The sequence below is a fragment of the Pseudomonas guariconensis genome (assembly GCF_015680235.1).
GTDB lineage: Bacteria > Pseudomonadota > Gammaproteobacteria > Pseudomonadales > Pseudomonadaceae > Aquipseudomonas > Aquipseudomonas guariconensis_A.
On record NZ_JADLJL010000014.1, the window covers coordinates 46,798 to 71,304 of the forward strand.

Consider the following 24,507-nt stretch of genomic DNA (forward strand, 5'->3'; position numbering starts at 1 on the left):
GTCCTGTCTCCTGCAATCCATTGATTGCCGCGAGTAACCCGGTTCATTGCGCTTCGGCCTGCTTGAGCGCCAGCACGTCCTTCGGCGTGACCATGTCACCCTTGTTGTTGCCCCAGGCGTTGCGCTCGTAGGTCACCACGGCGGCGATATCGACTTCCGACAGCTGCTTGCCGAACGCGGCCATGGCGGTGCCGGGCCGGCCATGGAACACCACGTTCAGGTGCTCTTCCTTGGGCCCGGTGGCGATCTTCGAGCCTTTGAGCGCCGGGAACATCGGCGGCAGGCCCTGGCCCTCGGCCTGGTGACAGGACACACAGGTGGTGTGGTAAACCTTGTCGCCCCGTTCGACCAACTCCTCGAGGGTCCACTCTTTGCTGGTCAGCTCCTTGAGCTTGGCCGCCTCGGCCTTGCGCTCGCCAAGCCAGGTGTCGTAGTCAGCCTTGGACTTGACCTCGACCACCACCGGCATAAAACCGTGGTCCTTCCCGCACAGCTCGGTGCACTGGCCGCGGTAGATGCCGGGCTTCTCGATGCGCGTCCAGGCCTCGTTGACGAAGCCGGGGATGGCGTCGCGCTTGACCGCGAAGGCCGGCACCCACCAGGAGTGGATGACATCGGCGGCGGTCACCAGGAAGCGCACCTTGGCGCCGACCGGCAGTACCAGCGGCTGGTCCACTTCGAGCAGGTAGTGCTCATCCTTGGGCGCCTTGTTGTGGATCTGCTCGGCGGGGGTGGCCAGGTTGCTGAAAAACTCCACGTCCTGCCCCAGGTACTTGTAGTGCCACTTCCACTGGTAGCCGGTGACCTGGATATCGATGTCCGACTCGCTGGCATCGTAGATGTCGATCAGGGTCTTGGTGGCCGGGATGGCCATGGCCACGAGGATCAGGAAGGGGACAACCGTCCAGAGGATTTCCACCCAGGTGTGCTCGTGGAAATGCGCAGGTTCCTGGCCCGTGGAGCGGCGGTGGATGACCATCGACCAGAACATCGCGCCGAACACCACGATGCCGATGACCACGCAGATCCAGAAGATGGTCATGTGCAGGTCGAACACGGCGTTGGAGACTTCCGTCGCCCCCGGTGCCATGTTCACGGTCCAGGCGGCATGGGCCTGGCCAAACACCAACCACAACAGGAGGCCCATCCAGACATGTGGATGTCGCATCATTGCGGGTTCCCCTTATCGTTCTTGTTGTCCCGGAGGCGTGGACGACCTTACGGCTAAGGAGGGGTGGGTGGCCAAGACTGCCTGGCTTCGACGACCGAGCCCCTGCAAACGGCAGTCGGGCCTCATCAACGAATCACGTTCACCGGGAGTATAGACAGCGACCAACGGCACGCAACGGCAGCCATGAAATCAACTTCATCGATTCACGCAATCGTTTGAAAGCCTTGCAGTTACTGGGATGGAGCAAAATGATGGCACATTGATATAACCACAGCGACACACGTGTCTCGGGGTTATAACAAATGCGTCTTAGGCATTCTCACAACCGAGCTAATTTAGTGTCTTCCGTTTGTAACGCCTTGTCCCTGGAGTTGTCATGAACATCGCTGCTGTGCGCGAGCAGATCACCCACGCCCATCAACACGAGGGCCAGACCGGCCAACTGAAACAGCGTCTGGAACAACAACTGCCGCATCTGCATCCTTCGATCCATCTGCCCGAGCAGGATGCCCAGGGTACCTTGGCGCGTTTCGTCAGCGCCTATATCGACCAAGTTCCGGAACTGCTGGAAGCCGCCCATGAGGTGGCCCGCGAGGCTGGCATCGAGTCGCAGATCAGGCCGGTACTGAAGATCGCCGAAGCCTATTTCCTGCAACCGCCCAGCGTCATGCAAGGCCATGTCGGCCTGGACTGCCTGCTGGACGAAGCCTATCTGGCCCATCGCCTGGTCGAAGAGGTCAATGATCTGTACATCCGCCATTTCCAGCAGCCATTGATCCCGGTAGACACCACCGTGGCCAACCTGATCGCCCACCAACTGATCGGCGAAACCTTCGCCAACCAGCTCGATGAAGTGGTGCATCATTCGGTGGACCAGATGCTCGACGACGAGAGCTTCGCCGTGGAGTCGGTCGAAGCCTACCGAGAGAAACTCTGCAGCCCAGAGACCGGCGCCGCCTGGAAGCGCTGGCCATGCCTGTCGCGCCAGCTGGGTGTGGAACTGGGCCAGCCGGCCTGACCCTTTCAGCGCTGACTCGGTGGAAGCGGCGGTGCGGCGGTCCGACTAGCCCCGCGATCAAGGGCGAAGCCCTTGCCTGGCGATGCGTTATCGGGCCCGGCCTAGTCGCGGGACAAGTCGGATCGGCGCACCGCCGCTCCCGCAAGATCTGCAATCAGGCGCCTGCACCCGCCGTCGTGCGCAGCCGCCCTTCGATACGCCGCTTGAGCCCGCGCTGCTCGATCAACAGCCGAGACCCCTTGGCCGCATTGCTGCGCCCCCAGTCTTCGAGCAGTTCCAGGCAGGAATGGTCGATGTAGCTGAGGTTGTTCAACGGCACGTGCAGCGTGGTACCCGCCGGTACGCTTTCGAGTACCTGGGTCAATGCCGGCACCTTGAGGAAGGTCGCGGCGCCACTGAGCCGTAGCTCCATGTGTCCAGGCTCTTGCAGCGTGGCCAGGTTGATCTTCAGCCGCGCCGCCTTGAGCGCCAGTTTCAGCAAAGTCAGGGCAAAGCCAAGCAGCACGCCGGTCAGCAGGTCGGTGAAGATGATCGCCAGCGCCGTGGCCGCATAGGTGAACATCGGCATGCGGCCGTACCGGCCCAGCCCACGGAACGCCCTGAAGTCCACCAGCTTGATACCGGTATACACCAGCACGCCGGCCAGGCTGGCCACAGGGATCTGTTGCAGCACGCTGCTGAGCGCCACCACGAATGCCAGCAACCACAAGCCATGGAAAATCGCCGACAAACGCGTCTGGGCACCCGCCTGGACGTTGGCCGAACTGCGTACGATCACCCCGGTCATCGGCAATGCGCCCAGCACACCGCAGAGCATGTTGCCCAGCCCCTGGGCCGACAGTTCACGGTCGAAGTCCGAGCGCTGGCCACTGTGCATACGATCCACCGCAGCCGCCGAGAGCAGGGTTTCGGCGCTGGCGATGAAGGCCAGGGCGAAGGCGGCGACCAGCAGGGTAGGGTCGGCCAACTTGAGCAGGTCGTCCGGACGCAGCCAGTCGATGGCTTCGGACAGGTCCGCCGGTACCTGCACACGATTCACCGGCAGCGCCAGCCACAGGCTGACGGCGGTCATCGCCGCCACACCCAGCAAGGCCCCGGGAATGAAGCGCAGGCGCTGCGGGCGCCAGCGCTCCCAGCCCCACATCAAGACGATGGTCCCAAGCCCTAGGGCGCCGGCCTGCCAGCCATGGCCCGCGCGCTCCAGCGGCAGGGCCGCGGCCACCGTTGCCGGGAAGCCCAGCAGGTTCTGAACCCCTGATGGCTGGGGCGCGCTGTCGAACATCACATGCACCTGGGACAGCACGATCAACACGCCGATCCCGGCAAGCATTCCGTACACCACCGCAGGAGCCGTGACGCGGAACCAGCAGCCCAGGCGCAGCCGCCCGGCCAACAGCTGCAACAGACCCGCGAGCAACAGGATCGGGCCCAACATGGCCACACCATGCTGACGCACCAGCTCGAATACCAGTACCGCCAGGCCCGCTGCCGGGCCGCTGACCTGCAAGGGCGAACCGGCTAGGAAGCCGACCACGATGCCGCCGATGATGCCAGTGATCAGCCCCTTGGCCGGAGGCATGCCCGAAGCGATCGCAATGCCCATGCACAACGGCAAGGCCACCAAAAAGACCACTACCGACGCCAACAACTCACGCGGCAGGGCCGCTTTGATCTGTGTCTTGTTCACCATGAAGCTCCTTTCTCGATACGCGGCCAGTCCGCCAGCCGCAGGCACAGGGATCCCCGACACGCGCGCAGGCGCGGGCCGCCGGCGAGCCGGCAAGGCAGTCAGGGGAATTCAAGGCAGCCGACAACTGGCCACACCCTCAGCAGGTGTGGCCGGCCGGCAAAAAGTTACTGCGAGGCGTGGGCCGCTTAGTAGCGGCCTCTCGGTGTAGCGCAGGGGATCGGCTGATCGGCGGTCAGCGGCAAGAAACTGTCACTGGCAGCGTCATAGGCTTCGATCTGGCTGGTCTCGATGTCATAGACCCAACCATGGATGAACAGCTGGCCGGCGGCCAGGCGCGAGGCGACCGAGGGGTGGGTGCGCAGGTGGTGTAACTGCGCAATGACGTTTTCCTTGGTCAGTACCTGCATGCTCTCGTGCTCGCTGCCGCAGGAGCAATTGTCCTCGACCACGGTACGGGCGACTTCGGCGTGGCGCAGCCAGGCCTTGACCGTGGGCATCTTCTCCAGCGAGTTGGGGTTGAGTACCGCTCGCATGGCACCGCAATCGGAATGGCCGCACACGATGATGTGATGCACGCCGAGGGCCAGCACGGCGTACTCGATGGCCGTGGAGACGCCGCCGTTCATCTGCCCGTAGGGCGGTACAACGTTACCTACGTTACGGGTCACGAACAGGTCGCCGGGTGAACTTTGGGTGATCAGTTCGGGAACGATGCGCGAGTCGGCGCAGGTGATGAACATGGCGCGCGGGGTCTGCGCAGTGGCGAGCTTCTTGAACAGCTCCTGCTGCTCGGGGAAGACGTCATGGTGAAACCGCAGGAAGCCGTCGACGATATGCTTCAGGGCGGCATCGGCACTTTCGGCGGGGGCAGCCGGGACGACCTTGGATGGGTCCTTGACGGGCATGATTCATCCTCTTGACGGTGTGTAGGGTAAGTTCCAGTTTACCGGGTAAAGATTCTGGTTATGCAGGGCGTTAGATGCCGGGCACGGCCCATTCATCACAATCTCTTGTGGGCTCACGCTACCGTGGAAAACTTAACTGAAACTGAATTTGGAGGCTCTAGAACGGGCGTTCCAGCTCCGAAAGGCGGGAAATCGATAATAGCAAAAAAGCATCAGCAGCCAATAGCCTGGAAGAAAAATATTGGATGCCATGAGCCAGGCTAGGGATGGCTTTTTAACCTATTGCGGCTGCACAACGCCCCAGGCCGTTCAAAACAACGCCATCTGCCCACCCGGCGGGCAGAATGCGGTGCAGTCCAGCGGCTGTGCCTCCCGCCCTTGGAACCCCAACCGGCGCATGGCCTTGGCGAACCGCTGCGCCAAGAGCTCGGCGAAGATCCCTTCGCCGCGCATCCTCGAACCAAAGCGACTGTCGTACAGCTCGCCACCTCGACTCTGACGGATCAGGCTGAGCACATGGGCAGCCCGTTGCGGGTAGTGATCGTGCAGCCATTGCTCGAACAGCGGCGCAACCTCCAGCGGCAGACGCAGCATCATATAGGCCGCGCTCTGCGCACCGGCTTCCTTGGCTGCTTCCAGCAAGTGCTCCAGCTCGCTGTCGTTGATCATCGGGATCATCGGCGAGCACAACACGCCCACCGGCACGCCTGCCTCACGCAACACCCGAATGGCCCGCAACCGCGCCTTGGGCGACGCGGCCCGCGGCTCCAGGGTGCGCTTGAGATCGTCATCCAGCGTGGTCAGGCTGATCATCACCCGGGCCAGCCGCTGGCTGGCCAGCTCGGCGAGCAAATCCAGGTCGCGCAGCACCAGCGAGCCTTTGGTGACGATGGTCACCGGGTGGCGATAGCGCAGCAACACGTCCAGCAGGCGCCGGGTCAGGCGTTGTTCCCGTTCGATGGGCTGGTAGGGGTCGGTGTTCGAGCCCAGGTTGATCGGCGCACAGATATAGCCCGGTTTGCTCAATTGCTGCTCGAGCACCTCTGCCGCGTTGGTCTTGGCGATCAGCTTGGTCTCGAAGTCCAGCCCAGGGGAAAGATCCCAATAGGCATGGCTGGGGCGGGCGTAGCAGTATATGCAGCCATGCTCGCAGCCCCGGTAGGGATTGATGGAGCGGTCGAAGGGCAGGTCGGGTGACGTATTGCGGGTGATGATACTCTTGGCCGTTTCGAACCGCACCTCGGTGCCCTGGGTCTGCGGCACTTCCTGGTACCAGCCATCGTCTTCCGCCACGCTGTGGGCCGGGGAAAAACGATTGTGCGGGTTATGGGCCGTGCCTCGGCCCTTTTGCGGTGCTGGAGAAAACATCGCGCACTCCTTACTGTATTTATATACAGTAATCCTGTACGAAGGTTCATTCCAGCACCTTTGGTCAGCCGACAACCGGCTCAGGCGATGCCAAGCCAGCGCAAGAACGGCTCGATGCTTGTCTTGCGACCGAGGAAGGCTTCCACACCGTCCGATACTTGCCGCGAGGCGCCCGGGTCGAACAGTGTCTCTTGGAAGCGCCGACCGACCTCACGATCGAGCAGGCCGTGCCGCTCGAAACGGGTAAATAGATCGGCGGCGTTCACCTCTGCCCAAATGTAGGCGTAGTACCCGGCTTCATAGCCTTGAACGATGTGGTTGAAGCCATGCGCAGGTTTCTCGAAATCCGCCAACGGCCAGCACCCGCAACGTTCGCGGCACTCCACCAGGCGCTGCTCCACAGGTTTGCCATCCAGCGGTGTCGAGTGCAGTTCGAGGTCGAATAGCGCCAGGCTCAAATCATCGGCAAATGCCTGGAGCGCATTGGACCGCCGCACGGCCAATTCAGCCTCGACCTCGTCCTTCGTCGGCTTTCGCCCGGTCACAGCGTGGGCACCAATCCCGGCCAGGTACTCGGCATTCCATACCCAGCGCTCGAGCAGCTTGCCGTGGAGTTCCACACCGTCGGTGCCGTTTCGGCGCGGGTCCGACAACAGATGGTTGGTCGTGCGCACCGACAGCAGGTGCAGGCCATGCCCGAACTCATGGAACAGTTTTCTCAAGGCCAGATGGTCGAGCAGCGCCGGCCCTCCCTCCGCGCCGGGCGCGATTTCGCTGTACACGATGGCCATGGCAGGATGGTAGCGACCTTCGGCATCCACCCGCCTGTTACGGACATAATCCGTGGCCGGAACGTTGAATGTCTTGTTCGGGTACAGAAGCAGATCCAGGTACAGGTAGCCGACGAATGCATGGTCCTGGTGCACTTCGAACGTCATGACGCTGGGATGCCAGCGAGGCAGCGAAGCTGTGGTCACGGTCAGACCGAACAGTCGTTGTGCCAGGTCGATCAAGGCCGCGACGACCTGGTCCAGGGAGAAGAATTCCCGAAAATCGGTGCTGAGGGTCGCGAGTCTGCGCGACAGCAGATAAGCGATGTCCCAAGGCCGTACCTCATCCAGCCCTCGCGCCTTGCCCTGCGCCTCGATTTCGCGCCGAGCCTGCAGCATCGCAGGGCGGACCCGGTCCGCCAGATCGAGCAGCAACAGGCGTACCTGCTCCACCGAGCGCGCATCCTTGGCTTCGATGGCCAGCTGCGAAAAGCTGCCGAACCCCAGTAAACGGGCATGCTGGTGGCGCAAATCTGCCAATTTCCCGAGGATCGTACCGTTGTCCTGCTCGGGGTCCTCATGGACACCGCGCTGGTGATAGGCCCGGTAGGCCTGCTCGCGAAGGCTGCGATCCTCGGCAAATTCAAGCACCGCCTTGCAAGGGCCGTCCTCGCACGCTATCAGCCAGTCGCCTTGGGCCAATGCCTGAGCACCGGCGCGCTCGGCCATTTCTGCACGCACTGGCTTCGGTAACCCGAGCAAACGCTGTTCGTCGTCGATCCAGATACCCGACTGCCCTACGCTTGTATCGACGTTGAGGAAGAATTCGAATGCCAGCGCGCCGATCTGTTTTTCCAGCGCGTCGAGGCGGTCGCGCTGATCGTCGTCCAACAACACGCCGGCCAGCCTGGACTCCTTGAGTATGCGCTGCAAGGTGGCGTGTTCATGGGCATCCAGGCTGGCCCCGACGGCACTGTCGGCCAGACGCTCATACAAGGTATACAGAGGCCTGCTTCGCACCTTTTTCCGGAACAGCTTATCGATGCGGTCGCGGCCCTGCCAGATCGCGTCCGCCCATTCATTGCCCCGGTATGCCAGCGGCGTGGAGGCATAGGTCACAGCCTGCATGTCGGCGTCCAGGGCTTCGACCGCAAGCACCAGATCGTCCCATGTGGGCAGCTGTCGTTGATTCTCGATGATCCTTTCCATGCCCACTTCATGCTCCGTGGCGCGCTGCTCGAAGGCAGCAGGCACGTGTTCGAGCAGCACGGCGTCATAGTCGACCGGCGTGAGACTGTCGTTAAGTAAGGGGTTTTTCTCTTGCATGGCATGACTCCCTGCCCGTGTTGATCACAACACGAGCATGGAGCGACGAAGACGATGCGAGGGGAGGCATATCTACCGCCCGCAGTAGAAGAGGCACGCCACGGGCGATCCACGTGGCGCGACGGCCTTATTCAGCCGGTTTCTTCAGCTTCGGATTGGGGAAGAACTGCACCGTCTGTACCTGGACCGGCGCCGCCTTGGGCGCCGCCTGGTTGACCCGCGTGCCCAACTCCTTGGGTACCGAGAGGCCCTGTTCGTTCAGGGTGTCGGTGAAGCCACAGGCCACGCATTCGCGGTGCGGTACGCCGTCCTCGCTCCACATCATCAGCTTGTCGGGTTCGCTGCACGCCGGGCAGACAGCCCCGGCGATGAAGCGCTTCTTGGTCTTGGTCACAGGTGCCTCGCTCATGCCGCCGCGTCCTCGGTCAGGCCACTATGGCGCAGCAAGGCGTCGATGGAAGGCTCACGACCGCGGAAGTCGACGAACAGCACCATCGGCTCTCGGGAGCCGCCACGGGCCAGGATCGCCTCGCGGAAAGCGCGGCCGGTCTCGGCATTGAGCACGCCTTCTTCCTCGAAGCGCGAGAAGGCATCGGCCGAGAGCACTTCAGCCCACTTGTAGCTGTAGTAGCCCGCTGCATAACCGCCCGCGAAGATATGGGCGAAGCTGTTGGGGAAGCGGTTGTAGGCCGGCGGGCGCATCACCGACACCTCGTCGCGCACCCCTTCGAGCACCTGCAGCACACTTCGGCCATCGCCGTGGTTGGCATGCAGCTCGAAGTCGAACAGCGAGAACTCCAGCTGGCGCACCATCATCATGCCGGACTGGAAGTTCTTGGCTGCCAGCATCTTGTCCAGCAGGTCTTGGGGCAGGGGCTCGCCGGTCTCGTAGTGGCCGGAAATCAGCGCCAGGCCTTCAGGTTCCCAGCACCAGTTCTCCATGAACTGGCTCGGCAGCTCCACCGCATCCCAGGCCACGCCGTTGATGCCGGAAACGCCAGCATGCTCGATGCGGGTCAGCAGGTGGTGCAAGCCATGGCCGAACTCGTGGAACAGCGTGGTGACTTCGTCGTGGGTCAGCAGCGCAGGCTTGCCGGGCGCGGCCGGGGTGAAGTTGCACACCAGGTTCGCCACCGGGCTCTGCAGTGCACCGGCCGCCGTGCGACGGCGGTCGCGAGCGCCATCCATCCAGGCGCCGCCGCGCTTGTTGGCGCGGGCGTACAAGTCGAAGAAGAAGCGGCCCACATGCTGGCCGTTTTCCTTGATCTCGAACAGGCGCACGTCCGGGTGCCAGGCGTCGAAGCCCTTGAGCTCGGTAATTTCGATGCCGTACAGGCGCTGGACGATAGAGAACAGGCCCGACAGCACCTTGTCGATCGGGAAGTAGGCGCGCAGGGCCTCTTGCGACACGCTGTAGCGCTGCTCGCGCAGTTTCTCGCCGTAGTAGCCGGCGTCCCAGCTGGACAGCTCCGGGCAACCTTGCTCGGCCGCATAGGCCTTGAGCTGTTCCAGGTCCTGGGCAGCGAACGGCTTGCTGCGCTTGGCCAGGTCACGCAGGAAGCTCAGCACCTGGTCGCTGGACTCGGCCATCTTGGTGGCCAGGCTCAACTCGGCGTAATGCTTGTAGCCCAGCAACTCGGCCAGCTCTTGGCGCAGGTCGAGAATCTCGCTCATCACCGGGCCGTTGTCGAACTGGCCGGCATTCGGGCCTTGGTCCGAGGCGCGGGTGCAGTAGGCGGCGTAGAGCTCTTCACGCAGGGCGCGATCGGTGGCGTAGGTCATCACCGCGTAGTAGCTGGGGAATTCCAGGGTGATCAGCCAGCCGTCCAGGCCTTTGGCCTGGGCCGCGGCGGCCATCTGCGCCTTGGCCGAGTCGGTCAGGCCGTCGAGCTGCGCCTCGTCGCTGACATGCTTGGTCCAGGCCTGGGTAGCGTCGAGCAACTGGTTGGAGAAACGGCTGCCCAATTCGCTCAGGCGGCTTTGCACTTCGGCGTAGCGCTGTTGCTTCTCGGCCGGCAGGTCGATACCGGACAGGCGGAAGTCTCGCAGGGCATGGTCGATGATGGTTTTCTGGGCAGCGTCGAAGCCAGCGGCTTCCGGGCTATTGGCCAGGGCCTGGTAGGCTTCGAACAGCTCGCGGTTCTGCCCCAGCTCGGTGGAGTAGGCGCTCAAGGCCGGCAGGCACGACTCGTACGCTTCGCGCAGCTCCTTGCTGTTGCACACCGCATTGAGGTGGCTGACCGGGCTCCAGGCAGCGCCCAGGCGGTCGTTGAGTTCATCCATGGCCAGCACCAGGCCGGCCCAGGTCGGGTTCTTGCCTTGCTGTTCGAGGATCTTTGCAATGGCTTTGCGGTTGTCGGCCAGGATCTGCTCGATCGCCGGCAGCACATGTTCGGCACGGATCGCCGAGAAGGGCGGCAGATCGTAGGACTGCAGAAGCGGGTTGTTCGCACTCACGGTTTAGATACCTTGGCAGGAGGAAACACGGGACCATCTTAATTACAATCGACGCCGACCGCAGCAGGCAGCCCGCCTATCGGCATTCAAGAGGGGCGCTATCATGGCCATTCGAAGCTTTCAGCAACACACTCCCAAGCTTGGACCACGGGTTTTCGTCGACCGTTCGGCAGTGGTGCTGGGTGACGTCGAGATCGGCGAGGACAGCTCGGTCTGGCCGCTGACCGTGGTGCGCGGCGACATGCACCGTATTCGCATCGGGGCACGCACCAGTGTGCAGGATGGTAGCGTGCTGCATATCACCCACGCCGGGCCGTTCAATCCAGAGGGATTCCCGTTGCTGATCGGCGATGACGTGACCATCGGTCACAAAGTCATGTTGCACGGCTGTACACTGGGCAGCCGCATTCTGGTGGGCATGGGCAGCACCATCATGGATGGCGCGGTGGTCGAGGACGACGTGATCATCGGCGCCGGCAGCCTGGTACCGCCTGGCAAGCGCCTGGAAAGCGGCTACCTGTACGTAGGCAGCCCGGTGAAGCAGGCACGCCCGCTGACCGACAAGGAGCGTGCGTTTTTCCCCTACAGCGCCGCCAACTACGTCAAGCTCAAGGACCAGCACCTGGCCGAAGGCTACGACCGATAGCCCACCACGCACCGGTAGGAGCAGGCCTATCCCGCGATGAGGCAGGGCCCGATATCACCGTCGCCCTTGATCGCGGGGCAAGTCCGCTCCCACAAGGGATCAACGCTAGCCGCTGCCACACAGTGAAACGGCTCATAGATACCGAGAACACCATGCACCAGCAGAACATCCTCTTCGACCTCGACGGCACCCTGACCGACCCGCGCCTGGGCATCACCCGCTCGATCCAGTACGCCCTGGCCAAGCTGGGTATCGACGAGCCGGACCTGGCCCGCCTCGAGCACTTCATCGGCCCACCCTTGCTGCAGGCCTTCATGCAGTTCTACAACTTCGACGAGGCCAAGGCCTGGGATGCGGTGAACTTCTACCGCGAGCGCTTCAGCGTCACCGGCCTGTACGAGAATCTGGTATTCGACGGCGTACCGGAGCTGCTCGAGGCCCTGAACGGCCAAGGCCGTACGCTGTACATCGCCACCTCCAAACCCTGGGAGTTCGCGCGCGAGATCGCTCGGCACTTCGCCTTCGATCACCACTTCAAGGTGATCTATGGCAGCGAACTGGATGGCACCCGTACCAACAAGGTCGAGCTGATTCGCCATTTGCTGGACGAGGAAGGCCTGGACCCGGCGCAGACCCTGATGATCGGTGATCGCAAGCATGACCTGATCGGCGCGCACAGCAACGGTTTGCAGGCAGTGGCGGTGGGGTATGGCTTTGGCAGTCACGAAGAGCTGTCGGCCGAAGCGCCAGCGTTCCATTTCCAGACGCTGGCGCAGATGCATCAGGCATTCGCCAGCCGGTGATTGCGTGGGGCTGCGCTGTCGCACAAAGAACAAGCGGCTAGCGCAACCTCCCTCTGTGGGAGCGGCGGTGCGGCGGTCCGACTTGTCCCGCGATCAAGGGCGAAGCCCTTGCCAGGCGACGGTGATATCGGGCCCGGCCCAATCGCGGGACAAGCCCGCTCCCACAAAGACCTGCAAAATCAAATAGTTATGCGTTGTTCTGTGGGAGCGGGCTTGCCCCGCGATTTGGGCCGCAAAGCGGTCCCCTTCACCCCCGCCCGGCCAACCTCGCCAACTCAGCCTTGCGCGCCGAAGCCGGCAACCGTCCCAACGCCTCGACCCGCCCGTAGAACGCGCCCCAATCGCCATTCACGTCCTCGAACAACGCCGCAAACCCAGGCACCCATTGGTCATACAACCCGAACGGCAGCAGCTTGGCGTTGTTCATAGGCCCATACACCCACGCATCGTAACGCCCATCACCCTTCCAAGGCCCGTCACGCAACTGCCGATACGCGCGCCGCAAGCGCTCGAATTCCGCCTGCTTGGCGGCGCGCTTGCCAGCCTCGTTCAACGGCCCGACATAAATCGCCTGCAGGCGCGAACGGCTGTCCAGTACCAGCCGAACGAACTGCTCGCGCTGGCGCGCCGCGTCATCCCGAATCGCTGGAAGCCCGCGCGCCACACGCCATTGCCGCGATCCTTCCTGTTCCACGAAGGTGGCGAACGACTCATTGAACTCGGTGTCGTCCTTCACATAGACACGCTGGTGCGCCAGCTCGTGGAAAATCACCGCGGCCAAGCGTTCATCGCCCCAGGCAACCATCGAGGAAAGGATCGGGTCGTCGAACCAGCCCAGGGTCGAATAGGCCTCCACGCCCCCGACATACACGTCCATCCCTTCCTGGCGCATCAACGCCGCTGCGCCACGGGCAGCGCCTTGCTGGTAATAGCCGCGGTAGGCCACGCAACCGGCAATCGGAAAGCAATGGGTGACCGGCTGCAATGAGAGTTCAGGGGTGGCAAAGACATTCCACACCACGTACGGCCGCCCCAGGTCGGCATAAACCCGATAGCTGCGGTTGTCCGGCAGCTTCAACCGCTCGCTGGCGAATTGCCGGGCCTGCTCGGCATGGGCCAGGCGCTGGCGCAACGATGCGCTGGTGGAAGGGTCGCCCAGCACCTGCGCAACGGGCTGACGCGCCCGCAACAGCTGCCATTGCCCCTCGGCCAGTTGCCCGTAGTAGCCGACGCTGGAACAACCGCTCAGCAGGAAGACCGCCAATACGGGAACCAAACGCCTGAAAACGCGGTCGAGAGGCCCATGGCTTGAGCGCTGTAAAAGAAAAAGTCGAAACATCAGGGCTGTCTATCTCGCTCACGGCCAGTGCGGTCCAAGACTATCTCGCCTAGGGGGAGTTTCGCCATGCGTTCACTGATTGCCGTCGGCACGCTCGTGCTGTTGTCCGGTTGCTCCACGCTGCCCGACCCGGACCCCAACCAGGCCTGGGTCGATCTGGCGCCCTTCGACAACACCTCGCTGCATGCCGTGCAGGTAGACGAACGCGACTGGGCCGACAAGCGCTATTTCGAAGTCCAGCCCGGCAACCACGAGCTCACCGTGCGCTACCAGTTCGCCGTGGCGCCGAGCAATATCGGCCCGGTGGACGAACCGCTGTGGCGTGACTGCCAGCTCAACCTGACGTTCAAGGATTTCAGTGCCGGCCAGCGCTACCAGTTGCAGGCCGGCAGCATCGGTTTCCGCCCATGGGTCAAGCTCTACGACCAGCAGCAGAAGCTGGTGGGGCAGGGGATGCCAGCGGGTTGCCAACGCACCTGAAACACCACAGTTTCACGACAGCACGGGCCTGTCGGCGCTATGCTTATAGCCTGTAAACCGCGAGCGGGAGTTTCGCCATGCGCCAGCCCATGATGCTGATTGCCCTCAGTGCACTGGGGGCTTGCGCCAGCCCCTTGCCGCCCGTCGATCCCAAGCAGGCCTGGGTCGACCTCTACACCATCACGCCTGGCAGGACCATCATGGCCGATCGCCTGGATGGCCAGCGGCTGGAGGATGGCCGCTACTTCCAGGTCACGCCGGGCCGCCACGAGTTGGTGGTGCGCTTCGACTATGAAGTGTATTCGGGCGGCTTCAGCACCGACCCCACCGAACGCACCTGCTACCTCACCGTGCGCTACGACGGCTTCAAGGCCGGCGAACGTTACCGCCTGGAAGCACGCGCGCCAGTGATGCAGCCACAGGTGCTGTTGTTCGATGCCAGTCGCAAGGTGGTAGTGGACGAACCGAGCAAGGTGTTCTGCGTTCCGTAACCCTAGCCTCGCGGCACAATGCCGCGCCTACAGGCTGCGCCGTACCTGTAGGAGCGGCCTCGTGCCGCGATGGACTGCGCAACAGCCTTATGCCTGGAGGCTAGCGGTCGTTCTTCTGATAGATGATCTTCTTGGTACCACCATCACAGCTGCCGACGATCATGTTCTGATCGCGGACCTCGCTGTTGGGCACGATTTCCAGGGTATAGGACGTCACGCCCGCGGCCTGGATCTTCGCTTCGATCTCGGCCTTGAGTTCCTCGCAGGGCTTGGGCGCAGCCGATACAGCCGTGGACAGCAGGGAAACCAGCACGGCGGTTGCAACGCGAATCATGGGACGGCTCCTGAAAAGGCAGTCGGGCTGCCAACGCTGATTAGACTACAGGAAACCGCCCCCGTTGCGCCGCCTGCCCTAGCCGAGCAGGGTGGCGTCCAGGGTGATCGTCGCGTTCAGCACCTTGGAGACCGGGCAACCGGCCTTGGCCTTGTTGGCGATTTCCTGGAACTGCGTATCGCTCGCCCCAGGCACCTTGGCCTTGAGGGTCAGGTGCACGGCCGTGATGGCGAAGCCGTCCGGCTGCTTGTCCAGGCTGACTTCGGCAATGGTGTCGATGCGCTCGGGGGTCAGGCCCGCCTCGCCAAGCATCATCGACAGCGCCATGGAAAAACAGCCGGCATGGGCCGCGCCGATCAGCTCTTCCGGGTTGGTGCCTGGCGAGCCTTCGAAACGGGTGTTGAAGCCGTACGGGTTCTGCTTGAGGGCACCGCTTTCCGTGGAGATCGATCCCTTGCCATCCTTCAACCCGCCTTGCCAGATCGCCGATGCTGTCTTTTTCATGTTGCCTCCTGTCTCAGGGTGGGTACCTATGGGTTCTGAGGTTCAGGCTTACAGCAAGTTCAGCTGAATCTGACGCCTAGCATTGAAACCCCGGAAAGTGCCCATACAGAGAACCCAAGGCCCCCGGGCCAACCTTTCTGCGGAGGCACCCATGACGCACCTGCGTGACCTGAAGATATCCACCCTCGACCTGGTACCGGTACGCGCCGATGGCGGCCCTGCCCAGGCCCTGCGCAACTCCCTGGACCTGGCCCAACACGCCGAGCGGTTCGGCTACAACCGTTTCTGGGTGGCCGAACACCACAACATGGACGGCATCGCCAGCTCGGCCACGGCCGTGCTGATCGGTTACCTGGCAGGTGGCACCTCGCGCATCCGCATCGGCTCCGGCGGCGTGATGTTGCCCAACCATGCGCCCCTGGTGATCGCCGAGCAGTTCGGCACACTGGCGAGCCTTTACCCCGGGCGCATCGACCTGGGCCTGGGCCGTGCACCGGGCTCTGACCAGATGACGGCCCGCGCCTTGCGTCGCGAGCGCTCCGGCAGTGCCGACGACTTCCCGGACGACGTCGAAGAGCTGTCCCGCTACTTAGGGCCGCGCACGCCGGACCAGAAGGTCATCGCCGTGCCGGGCCACGACACCGATGTGCCGCTCTGGCTGCTCGGCTCCAGCCTGTTCAGCGCCCAATTGGCGGGCATGCGCGGGTTGCCCTATGCCTTCGCCTCGCATTTCGCCCCGCGCTACATGCATGAAGCGATCCGCATCTACCGCGATCACTTCAAGCCTTCCACGGTACTGGACAAGCCCTACGTGATGCTCGGCGTGCCCATGGTCGTGGCCGAAACCGACGAAAAGGCCGAATACCTGGCGACGTCCGTCTACCAGCGCATCCTGGCGCTGATTCGTGGCCAGAGCCTGATGCAGCGCCCCCCGGTGCCAAGCATGGACGGCCTGTGGCTACCCCACGAACGCGATGCGGTGGGCAGCTTCCTGGGCTTGGCGATGATCGGCAGCCCGCAGAAGGTGCGGGCCAAGGTCGAAGTGCTGCTGGAGCAGACCGGGGCCGATGAACTGATCTTTACCTGCGACTTGTACGAGCATGCGGACCGGGTGCGGTCGTATGAGCTGTTGGCGCAGGCCTTGAAGGCCGAGTGAGGCCAGGCGAGGGCTGCGCCCTCGTTTCGCGGCGCAAGGCCGCTCCTACAGAAAGGCGCAAGGTCGACCTGTGGGAACGGCGTTGCGGCTTGCCCGCGAACGGGTGGTGGGCACCCGCGATTACTCGCGGCGGTAGACGATCTCCTTGGTCCCGCCCTCGCAGCTGCCGATCACCTTGCCGCCTCCGGCCCCCTTGTCGACGATTTCCAGCACATAGCCGGTAACGCCTTTGGCCTGGAGCTTGGCATCGATCTCGGCCTTGAGCTCTTCGCACGGCTTGCCCGCCGCCAGCGCGCTGCCCGCCAGCGCCATCAGGCCCATCGCCCACAGCAGTTTCTTCATCGATCGCTTTCCTTGTTCAGATCAAAAAAGTACAGGGCGCCAATCCAGGACTGGCACCCACAAACCTTTACTCCATCTCGCCGGGCCAGGCCAGCCCGACCTTGTTTCAACTGTTGGCGATACGGAAACCGACCTTCAGCGTGACCTGGAAGTGCGCTGCCTTGTTGTCGCGGATATGCCCACGGGTATCGACCACCTCGAACCATTCCAGGTGCTTGATGCTCTTGCCGGCTTCGGCCAGGGCATTGTTGATCGCGTCCTCGATGCTGGTGGGCGAGGACCCGACCAGCTCGATCTTCTTGTAGGTGTGGTGATCGGACATGAGCGCTCTCCTTGGTTGGCGTGTGAGATTGAGCCTAGCAGTGCAGGCCCGGTTTACCTGCGAACCATCGCCCGGGGGCAAAGTTCGATCGCACTTTCGCTTCGCTGCACAGTCGCACCCCTTACAGCCCAACCACCGCGAAGGAGAGTCATCATGGCCTACAACTCGCTGCGTAAAGCGTCGCTGGAAAGCATGGAAGCGGAGATCGAAAGCCTGCTCAAAACCCTCGAACACCTCAAGCACGATGCCTCGGAAGAGTCGCAGAAATCCATGAAGGCGATCCGCAGCAACGCCGAGAATGCGCTCAAGCATTCGCGCACGCTGCTCGGCGATGCCTACGAGGAAGTGAAGACCCGCACCCGCCAGACCGGCATCGCCACCCGCGACTATGCCCAGGAACACCCCTGGACCACCGCCGGCGTGGCCATCGGCGCCCTCGGCCTGCTGGCCGCCTGGTTGATGTGCAAACGCAACTAAGCCGTTTGCAGTTCCAGTTCGTTGCGCAGCCACTGCGCCAACTGCTCGGCGCGCCCGTCCGCGGCGCGCCGGGGCACCCATAAGGCCAACGCCGCGCGGGTCGGTGAGAAGCCCCAGGGCGCGCTCAGGCGCCCGGCGCGCAGGTCGTCCGCCACCAGCGGCTGCGGTGCGATGGCCACGCCCAGGCCAGCCACCGCCGCCTCCAGCAAGTAATACAGATGTTCGAACGCCTGGCCGAAGGTCAACGCCGACGGCTCCAGCCCCTGCTGCGCGGCCCACGTGGGCCAGGCTTGCGGGCGCGAGGTGGTATGCAGCAAGGCCTCGTCGAGCAGGGCCTTGGCCGGCGCCTCACGCAGCCGCTCGAACCCAGGAAAGTGCGGGCTCAACACCGGGCCGATGCGCTCCTCGACCAGCACATGCACCTGCATGTCCGCAGGCCACGGCGGCTCGGCGTACACCAGCAATGCATCCAGCCCCGGACGACGCGGGTCCAGGTCGCCTTCGCCAGCCGACAGGTGCAAGCGCAGCGCCGGCAAATCCGCCTTCAATCGCCCTAGCCGAGGGATGAACCAGCGCGCCAGCAGGCTGCCAGAGCAGCCCAGGACGAACGGTGCCTCGCTGACGTCGCGGCTGAGCTCGGCGCAGACGCTGCGCAGGCGGTCGAACGCATCGGTGCTGGCCTCGCGCAGGCGTACGCCGGCATCTGTGAGTTTGATGCCGCGTCCATCCTTGATGAACAAGGCCACGCCAAGGTGCTCCTCGAGCACCTTCAACTGCCGGCTGACGGCCCCATGGGTAACGTGCAACTGTTCGGCCGCCTGGCTGACGCTGTTGAGCCGGGCGGTAGCCTCGAAGGCGCGCAAAGCGTTGAGGGGAGGGAGGTCGTGGGCCATATGACTTGTGAGATTTTCTGACAGGTTGTCGCAATCTTATCGGTTTTCAGCCGGACGCGCGCTGGTTAGAGTAGGCCCATCGATCGGCGTAAGCCTATCGCGGGGCAAGCCCGCTCCCATAGGTGCTTTGGTGGGAGCGGGCTTGCCCCGCGAAGCAGGCGGCACGGTCCCTCTATCGAATATGCCTATGGAGCGCCCCATGACCCAGACCCAATACCGCGCCGGTCCCGATGCCAACGGCCTGTTCGGCTCGTTCGGCGGCCGCTACGTGGCCGAAACCCTGATGCCGCTGGTCCTGGACCTGGCCCGTGAATACGAGGCGGCCAAGGCCGACCCGAAGTTCCTCGAAGAGCTGGCCTACTTCCAGCGCGATTACATCGGCCGCCCCAACCCACTGTACTTCGCCGAGCGACTGACCGAACACTGCGGCGGCGCCAAGATCTTCTTCAAGCGTGAAGAGCTCAACCACACCGGCGCGCACAAGGTGAACAACTGCATCGGCCAGGTCCTGCTGGCCAAGCGCATGGGCAAGAAGCGCCTGATCGCCGAGACCGGCGCCGGCATGCACGGCGTGGCCACCGCCACCGTCGCGGCGCGCTTCGGCTTGCCTTGCGTGATCTACATGGGCGCCACCGACATCGAGCGCCAGCAGGCCAACGTGTTCCGCATGAAGCTGCTGGGCGCCGAGATCGTCCCGGTCACCGCCGGCACCGGCACCCTCAAGGACGCCATGAACGAGGCCCTGCGCGACTGGGTCACCAATGTCGAAGACACCTTCTACCTGATTGGCACCGTGGCCGGCCCGCACCCGTATCCAGCGATGGTCCGCGACTTCCAGTCGATCATCGGCAAGGAAACCCGCGCCCAGCTGCAGGAAAAGGAAGGCCGCCTGCCCGATAGCCTGATCGCCTGCGTCGGCGGTGGCTCCAATGCCATGGGCCTGTTCCACGACTTCCTCGATGACCAGAGCGTCAAGATCATCGGCGTCGAGGCCGGTGGCCACGGCGTGCATACCGACAAGCACGCGGCCAGCCTCAACGGTGGCGTACCGGGCGTACTGCACGGCAACCGCACCTATCTGCTGCAAGACGAGGACGGCCAGATCACCGACGCCCACTCGATCTCCGCGGGCCTGGACTACCCGGGCATCGGGCCGGAGCACGCCTACCTGCACGAGGTGAAGCGCGTCGAATACGTCAGCATCACCGACGATGAAGCCCTCGAAGCCTTCCACACCAGCTGCCGCCTGGAAGGCATCATCCCGGCCTTGGAGAGCTCCCATGCCCTGGCCGAGGCGATCAAGCGCGCGCCGAACCTGCCCAAGGACCACTTGATGGTCGTGTGCCTGTCCGGCCGTGGCGACAAGGACATGCAAACCGTGATGAACCATATGGCCGCCCAGGAGAAACAGGCATGAGCCGTCTTGAACAACGCTTCGCCGAGCTGAAGGCCGAAGGCCGCTCGGCACTGGTCACCTTCATCACCGCGGGCGACCCGGGCTATGACGCCTCGCTGCAGATTCTCAAGGGCCTGCCGGCAGCCGGTGCCGATGTCATCGAGCTGGGCATGCCGTTCACCGACCCGATGGCAGACGGCGTGGCCATCCAGCTGGCGACCCTGCGCGCCCTGGATGCTGGCCAGACTCTGGCGAAAACCCTGCAGATGGTTCGCGAATTCCGTGTGGATAACCAGACCACGCCGATCGTGCTGATGGGCTACTACAACCCGATCCACCGCTTCGGCGTGGAGCAGTTTGTGGCACAGGCCAAGGCAGCGGGCGTCGATGGCCTGATCATCGTCGACCTGCCACCGGAGCATGATGGCGAGCTGGCCACCCCGGCGCAGGCTGCCGGCATCGATTTCATCCGCCTGACCACCCCGACTACCGACGACGCCCGCCTGCCGCGCGTACTCGAGCGCAGCTCCGGCTTCGTCTACTACGTCTCGGTGGCCGGTGTGACCGGCGCAGGTTCCGCCACCACCGAGCACGTGCAACAGGCCATCGCCCGCCTGCGCCGCCACACCGACCTGCCGATCAGTGTGGGCTTCGGCATTCGCACGCCGGAGCAGGCAGCCGCTATCGCCAAGCTTTCCGATGGCGTGGTGGTGGGCTCGGCGCTGGTCGACAAGATCGCCCAGGCCAAGGATGCCGAGCAGGCCGTGAGCGATGTGCTGAGCCTGTGCTCGGCACTGGCCGAAGGTGTACGTTCGGCGCGCAGCTGATTGCGAGGGCTACACCCTCGATCGCGGCACAAGGCCGCTCCTACAGGCGATCACCGCTCCCTGTAGGAGCGCCCTTGCGCCGCGAAAGGGCCGCAAAGCGGCCCCACTATCCCCCAAAGATCGACAGGTCCAAAGGCCGCACGGCCCCCATCCAGATCGCATGGTCCCGGTGATCCGCCAGCTCATCCCCTGTCAGCGGATGCAGGAATACCACCAACCCCTTGCGGTACAACGCCAGCCACGGCAACAGCACCCCCACCACCTCCGGCCCGAAGGCCAACTGACAGCTCCAGTCCGGGTGCGGCCCGACCGGCTTCTGATGCATGCGCCCCATGGTCACGGGAAACAACCGTACCGCTTCCTCGCACAGCTGCCGGGCCTGCGCCATGGTCGAGGCGTCGTAGTACACATGGGCGTGGTAACCCTTGATCCTTTGCACGATTACTCCTGGAAAAGGTCAAACGATCACTTGCCAGCAAAGGGAGTGATCCGGTGAAAAATGCCGAAACCCCAGTGTTCAAACTGGTCCTGTTCGGGATCGAAGGCAGCCTGGGCAGTGCCTTGGCCGTCGAGCTGCTGTCGCGCCAGCACGAAGTCACGGCCGTGGTCGACGACCTCAACCGCCACGCTCCACGCCCGGGCCTGCATTTCAAGATAGGTGGGCTGGGCAACACCTACCAGGCCGAACAGAGCACCGCCGGTGGTTCGGCGGTGATCGCCTTGCTGTCGGCGTTGGCCCCTGGCGACTTGCCGGCGCAACGGAAAATGGCCGAAGCCCTGGTGGCCGGCCTGCAGCGCACGACTATACGCCGGCTGATGCTGGTGGGCGATTTCAACGTATTGGATGAGCCGGCCCGGCACAGCGACGAAGAGCGCGAATGCATGGACCAGATCGTCGACCTGCTGCAACGCAGTGCGCTGCGCTGGACGCTGGTGAATGCGCCAGATGAAGTGCCGGGGCTGGGAATCGAGCATTTTCGCAACCTCGACGGAACCCTGGAGCCCGGGCTGGCCGGGCCTTTGCAACGATTGGCACGGGTTGCGGCGGGGATGGTGGATGCGTTGGAGCTGAACCTGCATCAGGGTGAACACCTTAACTTCGTACCCTAGCTTTTCCGGGCCCCTACGCGCCCCATCGCGGCCCGCGCAGCGCTCTTGCGGGCTGCGCTGTCGCGCAAAGAACAAGCGGCTAGCGCAGCGTCCCCCTGTGGGAGCGGGCTTGTCCCGCGATGGGCTGCAAAGCAGCCCCAGTCATGCGCCCCGCTCAGCCTCCAGCCAATCCACGAACCGCTGGATCAACGCCCCGCGCCGCTTGCGCGGCGGCAATACCACGTAATACCCACGCTCTGAGCGCAAGCTGCCCTCCAACGGCCGGCACAACAACCCTTGGTCCACCAATCCATCCACCAGGTGCCGCCAGCCGATCGCCACCCCTTGCCCAGCGATCGCCGCCTGGATCAGCAAGGTGTAGTTGTCGAACCGCAACTGCCCAGGCGGTGGCGGGCTGGTCACGCCCAGGCCACGGAACACCCCCGCCCAATCGAACCAGCGGCTGGCCTGCTCGCCACGCAGATGGAGCAGGGGTAATCGTTGCAAAGCCGCGGCTGACGTGGGTTTGCCATGAATCAGCTTGGGGCTGCAGACCGGAAAAACCTCCTCGTCGAACAGCCATCTGCTCTCGCCCTGATGGAAACGCCCATCGCCAAACAGCACCGCCACGTCGATATCCGGCCGCAACATGGCCTGGCTGCGCTCGCCCGTCACCAAGCTCACGTCCACTTGCGGGTAGGCCTGGTGAAACCGAGGCAAGCGCGGCATCAGCCAGAAGGCGGCGAAGGCAAAGTCGGTGGCCACCTGCAGCACCTCGCGCTGGGCACGCCCGCTGGCCTGCCCGATACCCTCGTCCATGGCTTGCAAGCCTTGATGGACCTGCTCGAACAGCAGCTGGCCCACCTCGGTCAACTCGATGCCCCGGTAGATCCGGTCGAACAACCGGGTACCCAGTTGCGCCTCCAGGCGCTTGACCTGCTGGCTCACCGCCGGCTGGGTGGTGCCCAGCTCCAGCGCAGCCGCGGTGAAGCTGCGCTGGCGCGCGGCGGCCTCGAAGACGCGCAGCGTGTCCAGGGACAGGTCGGCAAGGTGTTCAAACATAAGCGTGGCTAATCCGAATCATTGCCCGCCATGGGCTTTACCCATGTTATCCACAGTCGCATCCTGATTCGCAAGCGGTTCCCATAACCTTCAACGATGGAAGGCAACCATGAAGCGACCCAACATCCTGTTCATCATGGCCGACCAGATGGCCGCGCCCTTGCTGCCGATCTACAACCCGTCACCGATCAGGATGCCGAACCTGAGCCGCCTGGCCGAGCAGGCCGTGGTGTTCGATGCTGCCTATTGCAACAGCCCGCTGTGCGCGCCGTCGCGCTTCACCTTGGTCAGCGGCCAGTTGCCCAGCCGCATCGGTGCCTACGACAACGCGGCGGACTTCCCGGCCGACGTGCCGACCTACGCCCATTACCTGCGCCGCCTGGGCTATCGCACTGCGCTGTCGGGCAAGATGCACTTCTGCGGCCCGGACCAACTGCATGGCTACGAAGAACGCCTGACCAGCGATATCTACCCAGCCGACTATGGCTGGGCGGTGAACTGGGATGAGCCGGACGTACGCCCAAGCTGGTACCACAACATGTCCTCGGTGCTGCAGGCCGGCCCGTGCGTACGCACCAACCAGCTGGACTTCGACGAGGAGGTGGTGTTCAAGGCCCGCCAGTACCTGTACGACCATGTGCGTGAAGGCGATGGACGGCCGTTCTGCCTGACCGTGTCCATGTCCCACCCCCATGACCCCTACACCATTCCCAAGCCGTACTGGGATCTCTACGAGGGCGTGGATATTCCTCTGCCGGGCGACGTCCTGGCCCAGAATGAACAGGACCCTCACTCGCAACGCCTGCTCAAGGTCTACGACCTGTGGGACAAGCCACTGCCCGTGCACAAAGTGCGCGATGCCCGCCGCGCCTACTTCGGCGCCTGCAGCTATATCGACGACAACATTGGCAAGCTGCTGCAGACCCTCGAGGAGTGCGACCTGGCCGACGACACCCTGATCGTCTTCTCCGGCGACCATGGCGACATGCTTGGCGAGCGCGGGCTCTGGTACAAGATGCACTGGTTCGAGATGTCGGCGCGGGTGCCGCTGCTGGTCCATGCGCCCAAGCGCTTCGCTCCGGCACGGGTGAGCGCGGCCGTGTCCACCTGCGACCTGCTGCCCACCCTGGTGGAGCTGGCCGGCGGCGAAGTGGAAAAACACCTGCACCTCGATGGCCGTTCGCTGCTCGGTCACCTGCAAGGGCAGGGCGGGCACGACGAAGTGATCGGCGAATACATGGCCGAAGGCACGGTCGGCCCGCTGATGATGGTCCGCCGTGGCATGTACAAGTTTGTGTACAGCGAAGACGACCCCTGTTTACTCTATGACCTGAGCCGCGACCCGCACGAGCGGGAGAACCTCACCAGCAGCCCTGACCACCAGGCGCTGCTGCAGGCATTTGTCGATGAAGCCCGCCAACGCTGGGACATTCCCGCCCTGCGCGAGCGAGTGCTGGCCAGCCAGCGGCGCCGCCGCCTGGTGGCAGAGGCACTGGCCATCGGCAAACTGAAAAGCTGGGACCATCAACCCCTGGTCGATGCCAGCCAACAGTACATGCGCAACCACATCGATCTCGACGACCTCGAGCGCAAGGCACGTTATCCACAGCCCGCACCCCTGGATTGAGTAGAGAGGCCGCC

Annotated in this window: 26 protein-coding genes; 11 read left to right on the forward strand and 15 right to left on the reverse strand. The window is 63.8% G+C overall.

Annotation, left to right across the window (positions count from 1 at the left end):
• Positions 1-43: 43 nt before the first annotated feature.
• Positions 44-1,171, reverse strand: a complete 1,128-nt coding sequence (gene coxB, locus IRZ56_RS12120; protein ID WP_196145156.1) for a cytochrome c oxidase subunit II — start codon at positions 1,169-1,171, stop codon at positions 44-46.
• Positions 1,172-1,547: 376 nt separating this feature from the next.
• Here coxB and IRZ56_RS12125 point away from each other — a divergent pair, with 376 nt between their 5' ends.
• Positions 1,548-2,189 carry a hypothetical protein gene (locus IRZ56_RS12125; RefSeq protein WP_196145157.1) on the forward strand — a complete coding sequence of 214 codons (642 nt, stop codon included), beginning with the start codon at positions 1,548-1,550 and terminating at the stop codon, positions 2,187-2,189.
• A 154-nt stretch (positions 2,190-2,343) separates the two neighbouring features.
• Here the strand turns inward: IRZ56_RS12125 and IRZ56_RS12130 are convergent, their stop codons facing one another.
• From IRZ56_RS12130 to prlC, 6 genes are all read right to left on the reverse strand, one after another.
• Positions 2,344-3,879, reverse strand: a complete 1,536-nt coding sequence (locus IRZ56_RS12130; RefSeq protein WP_196145158.1) for a SulP family inorganic anion transporter — start codon at positions 3,877-3,879, stop codon at positions 2,344-2,346.
• A 185-nt stretch (positions 3,880-4,064) separates the two neighbouring features.
• Positions 4,065-4,784 carry a carbonic anhydrase gene (locus IRZ56_RS12135; protein WP_196145159.1) on the reverse strand — a complete coding sequence of 240 codons (720 nt, stop codon included), beginning with the start codon at positions 4,782-4,784 and terminating at the stop codon, positions 4,065-4,067.
• A gap of 309 nt (positions 4,785-5,093) precedes the next feature.
• Positions 5,094-6,152 carry a PA0069 family radical SAM protein gene (locus IRZ56_RS12140; protein ID WP_196145160.1) on the reverse strand — a complete coding sequence of 353 codons (1,059 nt, stop codon included), beginning with the start codon at positions 6,150-6,152 and terminating at the stop codon, positions 5,094-5,096.
• Between the two features lie 80 nt (positions 6,153-6,232).
• Positions 6,233-8,248, reverse strand: a complete 2,016-nt coding sequence (locus tag IRZ56_RS12145; RefSeq protein WP_196145161.1) for a M3 family metallopeptidase — start codon at positions 8,246-8,248, stop codon at positions 6,233-6,235.
• Positions 8,249-8,375: 127 nt separating this feature from the next.
• A complete protein-coding gene (locus tag IRZ56_RS12150; protein WP_196145162.1) occupies positions 8,376-8,657 on the reverse strand; it encodes a YheV family putative zinc ribbon protein in 282 nt (93 codons plus the stop codon).
• On the reverse strand, positions 8,654-10,705 hold the full coding sequence (gene prlC, locus IRZ56_RS12155) for an oligopeptidase A (RefSeq protein ID WP_196145163.1): 2,052 nt from the start codon (positions 10,703-10,705) through the stop codon (positions 8,654-8,656). The genes IRZ56_RS12150 and prlC overlap by 4 nt, the downstream gene beginning before the upstream one ends.
• Before the next feature lie 103 nt (positions 10,706-10,808).
• Here prlC and IRZ56_RS12160 point away from each other — a divergent pair, with 103 nt between their 5' ends.
• Both IRZ56_RS12160 and IRZ56_RS12165 read left to right on the forward strand, forming a co-directional pair.
• Entirely contained in the window at positions 10,809-11,351 is a 543-nt protein-coding gene (locus IRZ56_RS12160) for a gamma carbonic anhydrase family protein (RefSeq protein ID WP_196145164.1), read from the forward strand.
• 152 nt (positions 11,352-11,503) lie between these two features.
• The gene (locus tag IRZ56_RS12165; RefSeq protein ID WP_196145165.1) at positions 11,504-12,154 is read left to right on the forward strand and encodes an HAD family hydrolase; all 651 of its coding nucleotides are present in this window, start codon (positions 11,504-11,506) and stop codon (positions 12,152-12,154) included.
• Positions 12,155-12,401: 247 nt separating this feature from the next.
• On the opposite strand, the gene IRZ56_RS12170 is transcribed toward IRZ56_RS12165, so the two are convergent.
• Positions 12,402-13,493: an aminopeptidase gene (locus tag IRZ56_RS12170; protein WP_196145166.1), complete on the reverse strand. Its 1,092-nt coding sequence runs from the start codon at positions 13,491-13,493 to the stop codon at positions 12,402-12,404.
• A 66-nt stretch (positions 13,494-13,559) separates the two neighbouring features.
• Here IRZ56_RS12170 and IRZ56_RS12175 point away from each other — a divergent pair, with 66 nt between their 5' ends.
• Together IRZ56_RS12175 and IRZ56_RS12180 are read left to right on the forward strand one after the other, a co-directional pair.
• On the forward strand, positions 13,560-13,973 hold the full coding sequence (locus IRZ56_RS12175; protein WP_196145167.1) for a hypothetical protein: 414 nt from the start codon (positions 13,560-13,562) through the stop codon (positions 13,971-13,973).
• 77 nt (positions 13,974-14,050) lie between these two features.
• Positions 14,051-14,464 (forward strand): hypothetical protein, encoded by a 414-nt coding sequence (locus tag IRZ56_RS12180; RefSeq protein WP_196145168.1) that lies wholly within the window; start codon positions 14,051-14,053, stop codon positions 14,462-14,464.
• A 100-nt stretch (positions 14,465-14,564) separates the two neighbouring features.
• Here IRZ56_RS12180 and IRZ56_RS12185 read toward each other — a convergent pair whose 3' ends face one another.
• Positions 14,565-14,798: a DUF1161 domain-containing protein gene (locus tag IRZ56_RS12185; protein ID WP_196145169.1), complete on the reverse strand. Its 234-nt coding sequence runs from the start codon at positions 14,796-14,798 to the stop codon at positions 14,565-14,567.
• A 78-nt stretch (positions 14,799-14,876) separates the two neighbouring features.
• Positions 14,877-15,302, reverse strand: a complete 426-nt coding sequence (locus IRZ56_RS12190) for an OsmC family protein (protein WP_196145170.1) — start codon at positions 15,300-15,302, stop codon at positions 14,877-14,879.
• Between the two features lie 151 nt (positions 15,303-15,453).
• Between IRZ56_RS12190 and IRZ56_RS12195 the strand changes: the two genes are divergently transcribed.
• Positions 15,454-16,458: an LLM class flavin-dependent oxidoreductase gene (locus IRZ56_RS12195; RefSeq protein ID WP_196145171.1), complete on the forward strand. Its 1,005-nt coding sequence runs from the start codon at positions 15,454-15,456 to the stop codon at positions 16,456-16,458.
• Between the two features lie 120 nt (positions 16,459-16,578).
• On the opposite strand, the gene IRZ56_RS12200 is transcribed toward IRZ56_RS12195, so the two are convergent.
• Complete coding sequence (locus tag IRZ56_RS12200; RefSeq protein WP_196145172.1) at positions 16,579-16,800, reverse strand: DUF1161 domain-containing protein; 222 nt, start codon at positions 16,798-16,800, stop codon at positions 16,579-16,581.
• Between the two features lie 106 nt (positions 16,801-16,906).
• Positions 16,907-17,122, reverse strand: a complete 216-nt coding sequence (locus IRZ56_RS12205) for a dodecin (protein ID WP_042121737.1) — start codon at positions 17,120-17,122, stop codon at positions 16,907-16,909.
• 153 nt (positions 17,123-17,275) lie between these two features.
• On the opposite strand from IRZ56_RS12205, the gene IRZ56_RS12210 reads away from it, so the two are divergent.
• Positions 17,276-17,599 (forward strand): DUF883 family protein, encoded by a 324-nt coding sequence (locus tag IRZ56_RS12210; protein ID WP_084855216.1) that lies wholly within the window; start codon positions 17,276-17,278, stop codon positions 17,597-17,599.
• On the opposite strand, the gene IRZ56_RS12215 is transcribed toward IRZ56_RS12210, so the two are convergent.
• Positions 17,596-18,492, reverse strand: coding sequence for a LysR family transcriptional regulator (locus IRZ56_RS12215; RefSeq protein ID WP_196145173.1), 897 nt, complete (start codon positions 18,490-18,492; stop codon positions 17,596-17,598). The genes IRZ56_RS12210 and IRZ56_RS12215 overlap by 4 nt on opposite strands.
• Before the next feature lie 199 nt (positions 18,493-18,691).
• On the opposite strand from IRZ56_RS12215, the gene trpB reads away from it, so the two are divergent.
• Complete coding sequence (trpB, locus tag IRZ56_RS12220) at positions 18,692-19,909, forward strand: tryptophan synthase subunit beta (RefSeq protein ID WP_196145174.1); 1,218 nt, start codon at positions 18,692-18,694, stop codon at positions 19,907-19,909.
• A complete protein-coding gene (trpA, locus tag IRZ56_RS12225) occupies positions 19,906-20,715 on the forward strand; it encodes a tryptophan synthase subunit alpha (RefSeq protein ID WP_196145175.1) in 810 nt (269 codons plus the stop codon). The genes trpB and trpA overlap by 4 nt, the downstream gene beginning before the upstream one ends.
• A 106-nt stretch (positions 20,716-20,821) precedes the next feature.
• Here trpA and IRZ56_RS12230 read toward each other — a convergent pair whose 3' ends face one another.
• A complete protein-coding gene (locus IRZ56_RS12230; protein WP_196145176.1) occupies positions 20,822-21,154 on the reverse strand; it encodes a DOPA 4,5-dioxygenase family protein in 333 nt (110 codons plus the stop codon).
• 53 nt (positions 21,155-21,207) lie between these two features.
• On the opposite strand from IRZ56_RS12230, the gene IRZ56_RS12235 reads away from it, so the two are divergent.
• Entirely contained in the window at positions 21,208-21,825 is a 618-nt protein-coding gene (locus tag IRZ56_RS12235) for an NAD(P)-dependent oxidoreductase (RefSeq protein ID WP_196145177.1), read from the forward strand.
• 141 nt (positions 21,826-21,966) lie between these two features.
• Here IRZ56_RS12235 and IRZ56_RS12240 read toward each other — a convergent pair whose 3' ends face one another.
• Positions 21,967-22,866, reverse strand: a complete 900-nt coding sequence (locus IRZ56_RS12240; protein WP_196145178.1) for a choline sulfate utilization transcriptional regulator — start codon at positions 22,864-22,866, stop codon at positions 21,967-21,969.
• Between the two features lie 109 nt (positions 22,867-22,975).
• Between IRZ56_RS12240 and betC the strand changes: the two genes are divergently transcribed.
• Positions 22,976-24,493: a choline-sulfatase gene (gene betC, locus IRZ56_RS12245; protein ID WP_196145179.1), complete on the forward strand. Its 1,518-nt coding sequence runs from the start codon at positions 22,976-22,978 to the stop codon at positions 24,491-24,493.
• Positions 24,494-24,507: the final 14 nt, after the last annotated feature.

Bases quoted from the DNA above. Each gene is read 5' to 3' on its own strand.
- coxB (WP_196145156.1), bottom strand. From the start codon at position 1,171: ATGATGCGACATCCACATGTCTGGATGGGCCTCCTGTTGTGGTTGGTG.
- IRZ56_RS12125 (WP_196145157.1), top strand. From the start codon at position 1,548: ATGAACATCGCTGCTGTGCGCGAGCAGATCACCCACGCCCATCAACAC.
- IRZ56_RS12130 (WP_196145158.1), bottom strand. From the start codon at position 3,879: ATGGTGAACAAGACACAGATCAAAGCGGCCCTGCCGCGTGAGTTGTTG.
- IRZ56_RS12135 (WP_196145159.1), bottom strand. From the start codon at position 4,784: ATGCCCGTCAAGGACCCATCCAAGGTCGTCCCGGCTGCCCCCGCCGAA.
- IRZ56_RS12140 (WP_196145160.1), bottom strand. From the start codon at position 6,152: ATGTTTTCTCCAGCACCGCAAAAGGGCCGAGGCACGGCCCATAACCCG.
- IRZ56_RS12145 (WP_196145161.1), bottom strand. From the start codon at position 8,248: ATGCAAGAGAAAAACCCCTTACTTAACGACAGTCTCACGCCGGTCGAC.
- IRZ56_RS12150 (WP_196145162.1), bottom strand. From the start codon at position 8,657: ATGAGCGAGGCACCTGTGACCAAGACCAAGAAGCGCTTCATCGCCGGG.
- IRZ56_RS12160 (WP_196145164.1), top strand. From the start codon at position 10,809: ATGGCCATTCGAAGCTTTCAGCAACACACTCCCAAGCTTGGACCACGG.
- IRZ56_RS12165 (WP_196145165.1), top strand. From the start codon at position 11,504: ATGCACCAGCAGAACATCCTCTTCGACCTCGACGGCACCCTGACCGAC.
- IRZ56_RS12170 (WP_196145166.1), bottom strand. From the start codon at position 13,493: ATGTTTCGACTTTTTCTTTTACAGCGCTCAAGCCATGGGCCTCTCGAC.
- IRZ56_RS12175 (WP_196145167.1), top strand. From the start codon at position 13,560: ATGCGTTCACTGATTGCCGTCGGCACGCTCGTGCTGTTGTCCGGTTGC.
- IRZ56_RS12180 (WP_196145168.1), top strand. From the start codon at position 14,051: ATGCGCCAGCCCATGATGCTGATTGCCCTCAGTGCACTGGGGGCTTGC.
- IRZ56_RS12185 (WP_196145169.1), bottom strand. From the start codon at position 14,798: ATGATTCGCGTTGCAACCGCCGTGCTGGTTTCCCTGCTGTCCACGGCT.
- IRZ56_RS12190 (WP_196145170.1), bottom strand. From the start codon at position 15,302: ATGAAAAAGACAGCATCGGCGATCTGGCAAGGCGGGTTGAAGGATGGC.
- IRZ56_RS12195 (WP_196145171.1), top strand. From the start codon at position 15,454: ATGACGCACCTGCGTGACCTGAAGATATCCACCCTCGACCTGGTACCG.
- IRZ56_RS12200 (WP_196145172.1), bottom strand. From the start codon at position 16,800: ATGAAGAAACTGCTGTGGGCGATGGGCCTGATGGCGCTGGCGGGCAGC.
- IRZ56_RS12205 (WP_042121737.1), bottom strand. From the start codon at position 17,122: ATGTCCGATCACCACACCTACAAGAAGATCGAGCTGGTCGGGTCCTCG.
- IRZ56_RS12210 (WP_084855216.1), top strand. From the start codon at position 17,276: ATGGCCTACAACTCGCTGCGTAAAGCGTCGCTGGAAAGCATGGAAGCG.
- IRZ56_RS12215 (WP_196145173.1), bottom strand. From the start codon at position 18,492: ATGGCCCACGACCTCCCTCCCCTCAACGCTTTGCGCGCCTTCGAGGCT.
- trpB (WP_196145174.1), top strand. From the start codon at position 18,692: ATGACCCAGACCCAATACCGCGCCGGTCCCGATGCCAACGGCCTGTTC.
- trpA (WP_196145175.1), top strand. From the start codon at position 19,906: ATGAGCCGTCTTGAACAACGCTTCGCCGAGCTGAAGGCCGAAGGCCGC.
- IRZ56_RS12240 (WP_196145178.1), bottom strand. From the start codon at position 22,866: ATGTTTGAACACCTTGCCGACCTGTCCCTGGACACGCTGCGCGTCTTC.
- betC (WP_196145179.1), top strand. From the start codon at position 22,976: ATGAAGCGACCCAACATCCTGTTCATCATGGCCGACCAGATGGCCGCG.